The organism is Pseudoflavonifractor sp. BSD2780061688st1 E11, from assembly GCF_005844125.1.
GTDB lineage: Bacteria > Bacillota > Clostridia > Lachnospirales > Lachnospiraceae > Sellimonas > Sellimonas catena.
Genome location: NZ_SPHM01000001.1, coordinates 313 through 12,780 on the forward strand (window position 1 = coordinate 313; position 12,468 = coordinate 12,780).

12 protein-coding genes are annotated in these 12,468 nt (G+C 44.6%); 10 read left to right on the top strand and 2 right to left on the bottom strand.

Annotation, left to right across the window (positions count from 1 at the left end; all coding sequences use genetic code 11):
* Window positions 1-40: 40 nt before the first annotated feature.
* Window positions 41-187 carry an aminopeptidase P family N-terminal domain-containing protein gene (locus FGQ85_RS00005; RefSeq protein ID WP_087169484.1) on the top strand — a complete coding sequence of 49 codons (147 nt, stop codon included), beginning with the start codon at window positions 41-43 and terminating at the stop codon, window positions 185-187.
* A gap of 72 nt (window positions 188-259) precedes the next feature.
* On the opposite strand, the gene FGQ85_RS00010 is transcribed toward FGQ85_RS00005, so the two are convergent.
* The gene (locus FGQ85_RS00010; RefSeq protein WP_138372358.1) at window positions 260-1,975 is read right to left on the bottom strand and encodes an IS1634 family transposase; all 1,716 of its coding nucleotides are present in this window, start codon (window positions 1,973-1,975) and stop codon (window positions 260-262) included.
* A 194-nt stretch (window positions 1,976-2,169) separates the two neighbouring features.
* On the opposite strand from FGQ85_RS00010, the gene FGQ85_RS00015 reads away from it, so the two are divergent.
* The 6 genes from FGQ85_RS00015 (at window position 2,170) to FGQ85_RS00040 (ending at window position 8,926) form a co-directional block, all read left to right on the top strand.
* Complete coding sequence (locus FGQ85_RS00015) at window positions 2,170-3,240, top strand: Xaa-Pro peptidase family protein (RefSeq protein WP_087169482.1); 1,071 nt, start codon at window positions 2,170-2,172, stop codon at window positions 3,238-3,240.
* A 16-nt stretch (window positions 3,241-3,256) separates the two neighbouring features.
* Window positions 3,257-4,888: a peptide ABC transporter substrate-binding protein gene (locus FGQ85_RS00020; protein ID WP_087169481.1), complete on the top strand. Its 1,632-nt coding sequence runs from the start codon at window positions 3,257-3,259 to the stop codon at window positions 4,886-4,888.
* A gap of 149 nt (window positions 4,889-5,037) precedes the next feature.
* A complete protein-coding gene (locus tag FGQ85_RS00025) occupies window positions 5,038-5,958 on the top strand; it encodes an ABC transporter permease (RefSeq protein ID WP_087169480.1) in 921 nt (306 codons plus the stop codon).
* A gap of 14 nt (window positions 5,959-5,972) precedes the next feature.
* Window positions 5,973-6,896: an ABC transporter permease gene (locus tag FGQ85_RS00030; protein WP_087169479.1), complete on the top strand. Its 924-nt coding sequence runs from the start codon at window positions 5,973-5,975 to the stop codon at window positions 6,894-6,896.
* Window positions 6,897-6,909: 13 nt separating this feature from the next.
* Window positions 6,910-7,965 carry an ABC transporter ATP-binding protein gene (locus FGQ85_RS00035; protein ID WP_087169478.1) on the top strand — a complete coding sequence of 352 codons (1,056 nt, stop codon included), beginning with the start codon at window positions 6,910-6,912 and terminating at the stop codon, window positions 7,963-7,965.
* On the top strand, window positions 7,955-8,926 hold the full coding sequence (locus tag FGQ85_RS00040; RefSeq protein ID WP_087169477.1) for an ABC transporter ATP-binding protein: 972 nt from the start codon (window positions 7,955-7,957) through the stop codon (window positions 8,924-8,926). Before FGQ85_RS00035 ends, FGQ85_RS00040 begins: the two co-directional genes overlap by 11 nt.
* Before the next feature lie 127 nt (window positions 8,927-9,053).
* On the opposite strand, the gene FGQ85_RS00045 is transcribed toward FGQ85_RS00040, so the two are convergent.
* Complete coding sequence (locus FGQ85_RS00045; protein ID WP_087169476.1) at window positions 9,054-9,722, bottom strand: cupin domain-containing protein; 669 nt, start codon at window positions 9,720-9,722, stop codon at window positions 9,054-9,056.
* Window positions 9,723-10,027: 305 nt separating this feature from the next.
* On the opposite strand from FGQ85_RS00045, the gene FGQ85_RS00050 reads away from it, so the two are divergent.
* Genes FGQ85_RS00050 through FGQ85_RS00060 form a run of 3 tightly spaced genes read left to right on the top strand, consistent with a single transcriptional unit; the run spans window position 10,028 to window position 12,465 of the window.
* Window positions 10,028-11,035 (top strand): proline racemase family protein, encoded by a 1,008-nt coding sequence (locus FGQ85_RS00050; protein WP_087169475.1) that lies wholly within the window; start codon window positions 10,028-10,030, stop codon window positions 11,033-11,035.
* A 36-nt stretch (window positions 11,036-11,071) separates the two neighbouring features.
* Window positions 11,072-11,389 (top strand): (2Fe-2S)-binding protein, encoded by a 318-nt coding sequence (locus tag FGQ85_RS00055; protein ID WP_087169487.1) that lies wholly within the window; start codon window positions 11,072-11,074, stop codon window positions 11,387-11,389.
* On the top strand, window positions 11,386-12,465 hold the full coding sequence (locus FGQ85_RS00060; protein ID WP_138372359.1) for an NAD(P)/FAD-dependent oxidoreductase: 1,080 nt from the start codon (window positions 11,386-11,388) through the stop codon (window positions 12,463-12,465). Before FGQ85_RS00055 ends, FGQ85_RS00060 begins: the two co-directional genes overlap by 4 nt.
* The last annotated feature ends 3 nt before the right edge of the window (window positions 12,466-12,468 follow it).

Below are 12,468 nucleotides of genomic sequence, written 5' to 3' on the forward strand. Positions count from 1 at the left end.
GATAATATAAATATACATTTTAGATAGGGGGTACAATCAGATGGATACTATCCAGAAGCTGAGAATATATATGGAAGAGAAGAAGGTAGATTCTTTCTTTATTGCCAAGCCAGCTAATGTCCGTTACATCAGTTCCTATACCGGTGAAGATTCTTATCTCCTGACTTTTGCAGATAAAGAGAATTAAAAATGGCCGTAATCCCAGTATTTATGCGGGACTACGGCCTTGTTATTTTGTCATTTTTTCATGGTGTTTTTTCTATTTTTTTGTTTTTGCCAAAATTTTTTTTATTTCTCCCAGCGTACGGATACGTTTTCCGAAATCAATATCCATAATCGATCCAATCTCTTTTAGTACCTCATCATAGTAATCGAATAGATAATAGTTTTGCTGGAGCAGGCTGCATTCTGCTTTTGACAGGGAGTCCAGGATTCTTCCGACACTGTATTTTCGTTCCAACTTATTTTCCAGTATCCTTGCTATCGTCAAGGCTACAAAACAGGTCAGGAAATGTGCTTCGATATGTTCTTTTGTCCAGACGTATACGGGTCTGGCTTCCAGTTCGCTTTTGGTCACCTTAAAAGACTCTTCGATCCGCCATAGCCCCCGGTACATGTCGATGATTTCATCATCCGATGTCTCCATTTCACTGGTCAGGAGCATATAGTAACCGTCCAGTGCTTCCTCTTCACGGATCTTTTCTTCATCAATATCCAGTATGGATGAGGAGGTAAGGATCTCACCGGTCTCCTTGTCGTAGTCTATTTTTTTGACATATTTTGCTGCCCTATAGGAAGTGGCTCTTGTGTAGTTCCCCGGGTTTTGTGCCAGATCTCTGGCCTTTGCCAGTGCGGTTTCCCGTTCGGCTTTTGCCCGCCGGGCATATTTTTCACTCCAGAAGACGACCTGTTTCTCGTCCACCTGCTTTTTCATCTTTTTGCCGGTGACAGAAGTAACCAGGATCGTTCTTGGGGATTTTCGGGATTTTCGTTTATATTCCGTGCCAAGCCACTCGTAGCCCTCTTCTTTGAGGACATAGTCTTTGATCCCTTTTTCAGATCCTCTGATGGACATGCTGAAAACATATCCATCATGAGTAGGGGTATTGATCGTGTACCAGATGTTATCGCCTGTCGTCATGCCTTTGTCAGCAACGGAGATCACACGTCCAAGGTCAAACTGTTTTTTGATGCGCCCGAAGTTTGGCCGGTAGGTCAGGCAGTCATTGGTATTGCCGGGAAAGAGTTCGTAAGTAATGGGGATTCCTCTGTTATCCATGAAAAGGCCCATCTGTATAATCGGGTTTGGCCGGTGCTCTTTGGAAATGCCTTTGTGAAGGAAGTCGTTTTGTTCATCTGTTTCGAAATAGTAGTTTGTAACATCATAATAGATCAGGCTGGTATCCCTGCCATAATTCTTTTTAATCCTGTCATTCATCCATATCTGCAGGTTTTCCCTGTGTTTGTCCAGAAAAGAAAGGCAGCGGTAGACATCATCCAGGGAGTAATCCGATCTTTCAAAAAAACGTTCCCGGCCGTCATAAGAAGATTTCTTTGAAGCAGGAAAAAGGAGTCGGGAATAAACAAGCATCTTCATAATGGCGTTGGCATCATACTGTTCTTTCGAGTGGCGCTGCCGGTTGGTCAGGAAGGTATGGATGCCGAGTTCATGATAGATCCGGCTCAATGCGGCATAGCCGAAGTTTTTCCGCAGGTCATCATCAATGCGAAGCCTGTCGGAATCGTAGAAAGTAAAGTGAATCGGGGCTTGCTTTTTCTTTTTTTCCTCATTAAGTTGCGCTACACGTTTTGTGAAATGAGCAATCGGATCCTCATACTGCTTTTCCAGTTCATCGAGCCAGCCGATAGATTCTACGGTTTTCTGGCGGGAGCATTTCTTAACTTTATCGTAATAAGTATCAACAATAGAAAGCCGGATGCGGCCATGAGAGTTCGGTGTTTTTTTAAGATACATAATAAGCACTCCATTTCATATAATACTTATTATACCACAAAACGTTACAAAACGCTAGTAAAATATGACGAATTTAAAAAATAAAAAAAGCTTGTAAGCCGCCATACAAAAGGATTTCAAGCTATAAGCGAACATATGTTACTGCAAAACTGTGGATAATATAAATATACATTTTAGATAGGGGGTACAATCAGATGGATACTATCCAGAAGCTGAGAATATATATGGAAGAGAAGAAGGTAGATTCTTTCTTTATTGCCAAGCCAGCTAATGTCCGTTACATCAGTTCCTATACCGGTGAAGATTCTTATCTGTTCATTACACAGAAGAAGCAGTTCTTCATCACTGATCCACGTTATACAGAACAGGCATCTTATGAATGTCCTGATTACGAAGTGGTCAACTGGAGGACGCCGAACAATACGATCGGAATGACGGTACAGAAACTGGCGTCAGAAGAAGGGGCAAAAACAATTGCTTTTGAGGAAGATTATCTCACCTTCTCTTTTTATGAATCTATCCGGAGCCAGGGCGCGACAGAGATGGTACCGACGGTTAATGTGATCGAAGAGTTCCGTTCTGTTAAGACCAGCGAAGAAGAAGGATATCTAAGAGCAGCATGTGAGATTGCATCCAGAGCATTTGATAAGATTATTAAAGATATCCGTGTCGGAATGACAGAAAAGGAGCTGGCATCCAGACTTTCCCATTACATGGTAATGGAAGGAGCGGACACCAAGCCGTACGGCGGGATTTTGATATCAGGAGCAAGGACATCACTTCTTCACGGCATTCCGTCCAGCAAAGCCATCGAATACGGTGACTTCGTCCTGATGGATTACGGATGTCAGTTCAATGGTTATCTTTCTGACATGACAAGAACTGTTGTAGTCGGAAAGGCGACAGAGAAGCAGAAAGAAGTCTACAATCTCTGCCGTCAGATGACCGAAGATGTAGAGGCGGCGATTAAGCCGGGAGTGACAGGTACCGAGTGTTATGAGGCATCACTGAAAGCGATCAAGGACACAGAGTATCTGCAATACAATTACGGAGGGATCGGCCATGGCGTCGGCCTGTTCGTACATGAGCTTCCATTTATCGGAAGCAACAGCAAAGATGTTCTCCAGGAGGGGAACATTATGACGGTAGAACCGGGGATTTATATACCGGGATGGGGCGGTGTCCGGGTCGAAGACCAGGGACTTGTCACAGCGAAGGGATATGAAAACCTGATAAGTGCTACACATGAGTTAATAGAGCTTTAAAAAAGGAGGACACATTATGAAGAAAAAAGTATTTGCGGCGCTGCTTGCAACAGTGATGGTAGGAACCATGCTTGCCGGATGCGGCACACCTGGAAGCAAGAGCAGTAATGACAGTTCGAGTGATGGAAAGGTATTTCGCTATTCTACGAATACAGAGCCAACAACTCTGGACCCAACAAAAGGTAACTGTATTCCGGATAATGAAATTCAGCATGCTGTTACTGAAAGCCTTGTCCGCAACACAGGTGGAGAGATTACTCCAGGTGTTGCAGAGTCATGGGAAGTTTCAGATGATGGTCTTACATACACCTTCCATCTGAATCCGGATGCAAAATGGAGTGATGGAGAACAGATTAAAGCTCAGGATTTTGTTTACAGCTGGCAGAGGCTGATGAATCCGGATACAGCAGCTCCGTACGCGTTTATTGGGGAATATTTGAAAAATGGATATGCAATAGAAAAAGATCAGATGGATCCAAGTGAATTGGGGGTTGTAGCACAGGATGACACAACATTAGTTGTTACTCTCGAACATCCTACAGCATATTTCTTAAGTCTGATTGGTTCTTCGGCTCAGTATGCACCTCTTCGTCAGGATATTGTAGAAGAGTATGGTAAAGATTTTGCTGCAGATGCTGAGAAAAATGTATATTCAGGTCCTTATGTTCTTAAAAGTTCTCAAAATCAGAAATGGGTATTTGAACCAAACGAAAATTACTGGGATAAGGACTCTATCAAACTGGACCGCGTAGAATTAAGTTATGTTCAAAATACAGAAACAGCTGTTGCAATGTATGAGGATGGAGATTTGGATTATGTTCAGCTTCCGACAGCATCTATTGATCAGCATAAAGGCGAAGACCATACATTCCTGAATGGTAATGTAGACTTCTTCTATTTCAACATGGCAGGAAGTAATCCGGCTCTTGAAAACAAGAATTTCCGTCTTGCGTTAAACTATGCATTGAATAGAAATGATTATAATGAGCTTGTAAACAATGGTTACTTTAAACCAAGCAATGGCCTTGTATTCTCTGGATTAAGCGGAGTAAATGGTACATATGGTGAAGAATCTAATCTGAATTCCTATCCGTTGGACGGTGATGAAGATAAGGCGAAAGAATATCTGAATACAGCTTTATCTGAATTAGGATATTCAAAACCATCTGATATTACAGTAACTATTCTGACAACTGATTCAGACAATTCCAAGAAACAGGCTGAAGTTTGTCAGGAAATGTGGAAGAAGTCGCTCGGAATTAATGTTGAAATTGAACAGGTAACATATAATGAAGTACTTTCCCGTCAGCAGACAGGTGATTTTGAAATTTCATGGGCTGGATGGGGATCTGACTATGATGATCCATACAGTTATCTGGAACTTTTCAAATCTGACTGCTCTCAGAACTACTCTCATTATAAGAATGATCAGGTAGATCAGCTTTTGAATGCTTCTCAGACAGAAACAGATGCAGCAACACGTATGGATATGCTTCATCAGGCAGAACAGATTATTGTCGATGACGCAGCATTCCTTCCGCAGGCAGAACGTGAAGTTCACTACCTGCTTGATGATGATGTAAAAGATCTGCACTTCTTCTATTGCAGTATCAACATTGACTGGGTTTATGCAGATATTGAAGCTTAAAACAATAATTTAAAATATGTTTTTTCCACTGCCCGGAAAGAGAAGCCGGGCAGTGAGAATGTTAAGTAAAATAGAGATGGTTCAGGAAAGCCCAAAGGTGGGGATCTGATCTTTCCTGGATCATCTTGCTTACAACAGGAGGATGAAGGATGGCAAAATATATTTTAAAACGAGTGGTAGCAGCCATTCTGACGGTCTGGGTATTGATAACTATCGTATTTTTTCTTGTGCGTCTAATGCCAGGTGAGCCTTTTACAAGTGTAAAACTAACCCCGGAGATAAGAGCAAATATGGAGACATACTATGGCTTTGATAAACCAATGATCGTGCAGTATGGGACATATATGATGAACCTGCTTCATGGGAATTTCGGATATTCCATGAAGTATACGAATAGAACAGTCAATGATATTATCGGTGAGACATTCCCGTTCTCGGCTGATCTTGGTATACGTGCACTTGTAATGGCAGTTGCGATTGGATTAGTATTAGGTATTATTTCGGCCCGGAACAGAGGAAAAAAACTGGATTTCTTCTGCGTTATTATTGCGGTTTTGGGAACGAGTATTCCTGATTTTATTATGGGAGCAGTGCTCCAGTATTTCTTTGGAATCAAATGGGGATTGTTCCCGGTTGCAAAGTATGAAGGAATTGAATATACAATCCTGCCTGCCTTTGCACTTGCTTTTTATACATTGGCATCGGTATCACGTATTATGCGTGCAAGTATGCTGGAGGTAACATCCCAGGATTATATTAAGACAGCACGTTCTAATGGAGTATCAGAGCTGAGAATTACATGTAAACATCAGATTCGTAATGCGATTATGCCGGTCATGACCGTCATGGGACCAACTGTTGCTTCTGTATTGACAGGTACATTTGTTATCGAATCTATTTTTGCGATTCCTGGAATGGGAAAATACTATGTAGAAAGTGTATCCAATAACGACTATTCCATGGTACTTGGAATGACAGTATTCTATGGTATCTTCCTTGTATTATGTAACCTGATTGTCGACATCTTATATGGTGTTGCTGACCCACGTGTACGTATTGGAAAGAAATAAGGTAGGTGAGAGACATGGCAGAATTAAAGAAAGAACAATTTGTGATCAAAGGAAAAGATACTGTCCGCATGGAGAGTATCAGCCGTCCGTCTCTTTCCTTTTGGTCGGATGCTTGGAGACGGCTTCGTAAAAATAAAACAGCATTTATTGGTCTTTGCATCGTTGTGCTTTATGCACTGCTTGCTATTTTTGCACCGATGTTCAGCCAGTATACACAGTCAGAAATGGATGTTGAATCTAAGAATGCAATGATATCAGCAGCCCACTGGTTTGGATGTGATTCTACGGGACGTGACTTGTGGGTACGTATCTGGATGGGCGGCCGTGTATCGCTTACAATTGGTCTGATTTCAGCCGTATTGAATATGTGTGTTGGGGCTGTTATTGGAGGGCTTTGCGGATTCTATGGCGGCAAGCTCGATATGATTGTTATGAGAATTGTTGATATTTTATATGGAATTCCAAGTCTTATCATTACAATCCTCGTTATGATGGTACTTGGAAAAGGTGTTGCCCCATTGATTGTAGCAATGTGTATTGTTGGTTGGATTGGCACCTGCCGTTTTGTCCGTGGTGAAGTCTACCGGATCAAAGAGCAGGATTTTGTTATGGCGGCAAAGGTACTTGGAGTACCAGATTTTATCATTATTGTCCGTCATATTATTCCGAATATCCTTGGAATGCTAATTACAAACCTTTGTATGGCAATCCCGGGAGCCATTTTCCAGGAAGCATTCCTGTCCTACATCGGACTTGGTATCACACCTCCTGACTGTAGCTGGGGTGTTATCTGTAAAGAGGGAATTCAGTACCTGCGCTACTATCCGCATCAGATCCTGATTCCGGCATTTTTTGTCTGTACGACAATGCTGGCGCTGAACCTTCTTGGAAACGGACTTAGAGACGCGGTTGACCCGAAACTGCGTGGAACGGAATAGGAGGAACGGATAAATGGCAGAAAAAGAGAAACTTCTTGAATTAAAAAATGTTGTGTACTCTTTCCACACCTATGGTGGGGAAGTAAAGGCTGTCCGTGATGTCAGCTTTGAAGTACGCAAAGGGGAGATCCTCGGAATTGTAGGAGAGTCCGGATGCGGAAAGTCCGTTACAGCGCAGTGTATCATGCGTCTGAATCCGGAACCGCCGGGATTCTTTGAAGGCGGGGAAATCCTGTTTAACGGAAAAGATGTCCTGAAGATGGACAAAAAAGAGCTTAGACAGCTTCGTGGAGGAGATATCGGATTTGTATTTCAGGATCCGATGACATCCTTGAACCCGACAATGAGAGTCGGCGCACAGATCGAAGAGGTGTTCATTGGCCGGGCAGGTGTTTCAAAAAAGGAAGTTAAGGAAAAGGCACTGGAGATTATGAAACTGGTAGGTATCTCTGATGTTGAGAAACGTTACCGCCAGTATCCGCATGAGCTTTCCGGCGGTATGAAACAGCGTGTCATGATCGCGATCGCTCTTGTAAGCAGGCCGAGCCTTGTTATCTGTGATGAGCCGACGACATCTCTGGATGTTACAATCGAGGCACAGATCCTGGATCTGCTTCTTGAGCTGAGAGAAAAGCTTGGAACATCCATTATCATGATTACCCATGACCTTGGTGTTATTGCCCGTATGTGTGACCGCGTCGTTGTTATGTACGGCGGAAAGGTTGTAGAGCAGGGAACTGCACAGGAAATCTTTTACAATACGGCTCATCCGTATACAAAAGGACTGATGGATTCTATCGCAAAACTGGATACGAAGAAAGGTCAGAGACTGAAACCGATTGAAGGTACGCCTCCGGATCTGTTCTTCCCGCCGAAAGGATGTCCGTTTGCGGCAAGATGTGAGTATGCGATGGATGTATGCAAGGACAATCCGCCGTATACATATCAGTTATCAGCTGAACATATCACAAACTGCTGGTTACAGCATGAATATGCTCCGGATACCGAGTTCAAGAAAGAAGGAGCCGTAGCAGTAGAGAAAGGAGAGGTGGCAGAAGATGGAAAATAAGGAAAAACAGCCTCTCGTTCAGGTAAAGCATTTATGTAAATATTTCAAAGTGGGAAGGCATGCCGAACTGAAAGCGGTAGACGATGTTTCTTTTGATATCTATAAAGGAGAGACGGTCGGACTGGTAGGAGAGTCCGGATGTGGAAAATCCACGACAGGACGTTGCATGATCCGTCTGTACGAACCGACAAAAGGTGAAGTCATTTACGATGGAAAAGATATTACAAAGCTTTCCAAAGCAGAGCAGAAAGAGTTCTGTCAGAAGGTACAGATGATCTTCCAGAACCCGTATGCATCTTTGAATTCCCGTATGACGGTAAAAGAAATCGTAGGAGAGGGATTAAAGCAGCATGGAACCCCGAAGAATGAGATTGACAAAAAAGTAGAGGCATTGCTGGAAACTGTCGGATTGAACAAGGACCATATGTCCCGTTTCCCGCACGAGTTCTCAGGTGGACAGAGACAGCGTATCGGTATCGCGAGAGCCCTTTCGGTAGATCCGGAGTTCATTATCTGTGATGAACCGATCTCCGCTCTGGATGTATCCATTCAGGCTCAGGTTATCAATATGCTGAAAGATCTTCAGGAACAGCGGGAACTGACATATCTGTTTGTTGCCCATGACTTAAGTGTCGTTAAATACATTTCCGACCGCGTGGTTGTTATGTATCTTGGAATGATTGTGGAACAGGCAGAGACAGAAGAGCTTTACAGCAATCCGCAGCATCCGTACACGAAAGCACTGCTTTCCGCGATTCCGGAGGCAGATCCGGATAAGGCAAAAGCAAACCGCCGTATCCCGATCAAAGGAGAGATCCCAAGCCCGATCAATCCGAAACAGTGCTGCCGTTTCGCAGAACGTTGTGAATTTGCAACGGACCGCTGCTTTAATGAAGTGCCGGAATTAAGAGAAGTATGTCCGGGACACAAGGTAGCGTGTCATCTGATGGATGAGAAATAAAAGAAAAAAGAGTGATTCATTAAAAACCGGGAGGAATCCGCAGTATCTGTGGATTCCTCCCGGTTTTTTGATGACGAAACGGTTATGCTCGTTTAAGCGGTTCGCTTCTGGACCACTATATTCAAATCTAATATTCCGGATAATCGGCTGCCGTCTGATATTGATGCCAAAAATCAGAACCTGTTCCCTCAAGATCATCCGGCATAATATGTCCGCTTTCGGCATGACGAAATGGATTGGGTACGTTGACGGTAAGAAGCCGAACGACCTTGTTTGTGTGATTCATCCAGTTATGACTTTCATTGGAATGAATCTGGATACTGTCACCCGGATACAGCGTATATTGGGAAGAACCCACCTGAATGGTGGCAATGCCTTCCAGAATATAGATGAACTCCTCGCCGTTATGCGTATACATTTCCAGATTTTCTTCTGCTGTGTTGGCAAGTGGAAGCAGGGTAAAAATTCTTGGAAGAAAATCGAAGGAAGAAACATCGTGGCTTAAAATATGCTGGATGATCTGAGGCCCGACCTGTACTGCCGGAAGGGCAAAACTGTGTACAACAGGATCTGAAATATCCTTTACCGGTTCCTCATCGAAAAAGCTGGTAAGACTTACGCCGAGAACTCCGGCTATATTTTCCAGTGTGTCGATTGCTATAGATGACATGCCCCGTTCCATCTGGGAGAGAAATCCGGTGGACAGGTTTGTCTTTTCGCTGAGCTGCTTCAGCGTCATATTCTGTGAGGTACGTAATGCTTTGATTTTTTCTCCGATACTTGCGTTCTGGTTCATAATATAACCCCCATTCTTTGGTAATAACAGTATATTGACTTTTTTTTGTCAAGTCAACCTTTTTCACGCCGCCTGTCTATTCATAGAAATGAAACATTAAATGTAAAATATTTCACAAAGTTCACAAATGATAAAAATATGACAATAATTTCTGATAAAAGCTTCACAATCGAATAAAAATATTCATAAATATGAACAAAAGGATTGACGAAAATGAAAACTATGCTATAATAAAAGCATAAACTAGAACGCGGTCTAACAAGCAAACAGAAAAAGTGCACAAGAACAAGAAGGAGGATACTGGGGTGAAAATCAGAAAAACATTTCATACGATAGACACACATACCTGTGGTGAGCCAACGAGAAATGTGATTGGTGGAATCCCGAACATACCGGGTAAGACGATGCAGGAAAAGCTGGAGTATATGTCCACAGAGGGAGACTGGCTCAGAAAGCTTCTGACATTTGAACCAAGAGGAAATGAAGTAATGTCAGGAACACTGATCATGGAGCCGTGCAATCCGGAGGCGGATTTCGGAGTGCTGTATTTTGAGGTCGGCGGATGGATGCCGATGTGCGGACACGATACGATCGGAGTCGGAACCGCACTTGTGGAAGCCGGCATGGTTGATGTGCAGGAGCCTTACACCTATGTAACTCTTGATACTGCGGCAGGTCTTGTAAAGCTTCAGATTGAAGTGCGCGACTGCTCGGCTGTAAACGTTACTTTCGTGAATGCACCGGCATTTGTTATGGTTCGGGATGCGGAAATCACAACAAGCAAGTACGGAACAGTGAAAGCGGATATCGCATACGGCGGAAATATTTACGCGATTCTTCCGGCTGCATCCGTAGGACTTCACATCAATCCGCAAAGTTCTTCACTTTTGATTCAGGCGGGCAATTACCTGAAGCAGCGGATCAATGAACAGATTGCTGTGCAGCATCCTACGATTCCGTTTGAGCATCATGTGACACATGTTGAGTTTTATGAGCCGACAGATCAGGAAGACGGAGCAATCAAAAATGCAGTTATTATCCCGCCGGGAGCGATTGACCGTTCACCGTGCGGAACCGGAACATCGGCCAAGCTTTCTGTCCTGGCGGCAAAGGGAGAAATCAAAAAGGGCGAGAGCTTCATTCACCAGAGCATCATCGGCAGCCAGTTCAAATGTAAATACCTGGATGATGCAGAGGTGGCCGGCATACCGGCGGTGATTCCGCAGGTGACAGGAAGAGCCTGGGTGACAGGAATCCATACATTCCTTCTGGATCCGGAAGACATTTTCCAGGAGGGTTATCAGCTGGCATAAGGGCGGAAAGGAGACAAAAAGATGGAAACAGATACAATGAGAGTATTACATCATCCGATCCTGGGAGAACTCGGTCAGGATGACTATGTGGAGATTATCGTGGATGGAAAAAAGCTTCAGGCAAAGAGCGGCGAGACGATCGCGGCGGCGCTGATGGCAAACGGAATCCACATTCACAGATATACAACGAAAAAGCATGAGCCGAGAGGTGTGTTCTGCGGCATCGGACAGTGTACGGACTGCGTCATGACAGTGAACGGGAAACCGAATGTCCGTACCTGCATCACTCCGGTGGAAGACGGTATGGTAATTGAGACACAACAGGGATTCGGAAAGAGAGGCACGAAAGAATGAAAAGAGAAGTAGTAATCATCGGCGGCGGCCCGGCAGGGCTTGCGGCGGCAATCGAAGCAAAAAAAGACGGCTGTGACGTGCTTCTCGTAGATGAGAACAGACGTGCCGGCGGCCAGCTTTTCAAACAGCTTCACAAATTCTTTGGTTCCAGGGCACACCGTGCCGGCGTCAGAGGAATCGATATCGGAAAACAGCTCCTTCAGGAGACGGAAGAACTTGGAATTGACTTCTGGCTGAACAGCGCCTGCATCGGAATTTTCCCGGACAAGAGAGCAGCAGTATTGAGAGATGGAAAAACAGAAATCATAGAGGCGGAGAAACTTCTTCTTTGCACAGGCGGCGCGGAGAATCCGCTCCGGTTCCCGGGATGGACCCTTCCGGGTGTCATGGGAGCAGGTGCGGCACAGACGATGGCAAACGTACAGAGAGTGCTTCCGGGCAAGAGGATTCTGATGATCGGATCCGGAAATGTAGGTGTGATCGTTGCCTACCAGCTCCTTCAGGCAGGGGCGGATGTAGTCGGAATCGTGGAAGGAATGCCGAAGATCGGTGCTTACGGTGTGCACGCGGCGAAAATCCGCCGTGCGGGAATTCCGTTCTATCTTGGCAGCACCATTGCAGAGGCTAAGGGAACGGACCATGTAGAAAAAGCAGTGATCGCAAAATTTGAAAACGGACAGATTGTAAAGGGCACGGAGATGGAAACCGATGTGGACGTCATCTGTGTGGCAGTCGGACTCCGTCCGCTTTCCGAACTGGCACAGATGGCAGGAGTACAGCATGATTTCATTCCGGAGATGGGCGGATGGATGCCGCTTCACAACGCGGATATGGAGACGAGCGTGCCGGGAATCTACGTTGCCGGAGATACGGCGGGAGTGGAAGAGGCCAGCACAGCGATGGATGAAGGAAGACTTGCGGCGGCAGCAGCTGCGGAAGCACTTGGACATCTGACGAAAGAACAGGCAGAAGAGAAAAAGGCCGAAATCAGAGAGAGGCTGGATTCCCTGAGGCAGGGACCGTTCGGAGACCGGAGAATGTCGGCAAAAGAACGGATCATCAAGAAGGGGGTTTAATAG

Bases quoted from the DNA above. Each gene is read 5' to 3' on its own strand.
- FGQ85_RS00005 (WP_087169484.1), top strand. From the start codon at position 41: ATGGATACTATCCAGAAGCTGAGAATATATATGGAAGAGAAGAAGGTA.
- FGQ85_RS00010 (WP_138372358.1), bottom strand. From the start codon at position 1,975: ATGTATCTTAAAAAAACACCGAACTCTCATGGCCGCATCCGGCTTTCT.
- FGQ85_RS00015 (WP_087169482.1), top strand. From the start codon at position 2,170: ATGGATACTATCCAGAAGCTGAGAATATATATGGAAGAGAAGAAGGTA.
- FGQ85_RS00020 (WP_087169481.1), top strand. From the start codon at position 3,257: ATGAAGAAAAAAGTATTTGCGGCGCTGCTTGCAACAGTGATGGTAGGA.
- FGQ85_RS00025 (WP_087169480.1), top strand. From the start codon at position 5,038: ATGGCAAAATATATTTTAAAACGAGTGGTAGCAGCCATTCTGACGGTC.
- FGQ85_RS00030 (WP_087169479.1), top strand. From the start codon at position 5,973: ATGGCAGAATTAAAGAAAGAACAATTTGTGATCAAAGGAAAAGATACT.
- FGQ85_RS00035 (WP_087169478.1), top strand. From the start codon at position 6,910: ATGGCAGAAAAAGAGAAACTTCTTGAATTAAAAAATGTTGTGTACTCT.
- FGQ85_RS00040 (WP_087169477.1), top strand. From the start codon at position 7,955: ATGGAAAATAAGGAAAAACAGCCTCTCGTTCAGGTAAAGCATTTATGT.
- FGQ85_RS00045 (WP_087169476.1), bottom strand. From the start codon at position 9,722: ATGAACCAGAACGCAAGTATCGGAGAAAAAATCAAAGCATTACGTACC.
- FGQ85_RS00055 (WP_087169487.1), top strand. From the start codon at position 11,072: ATGAGAGTATTACATCATCCGATCCTGGGAGAACTCGGTCAGGATGAC.
- FGQ85_RS00060 (WP_138372359.1), top strand. From the start codon at position 11,386: ATGAAAAGAGAAGTAGTAATCATCGGCGGCGGCCCGGCAGGGCTTGCG.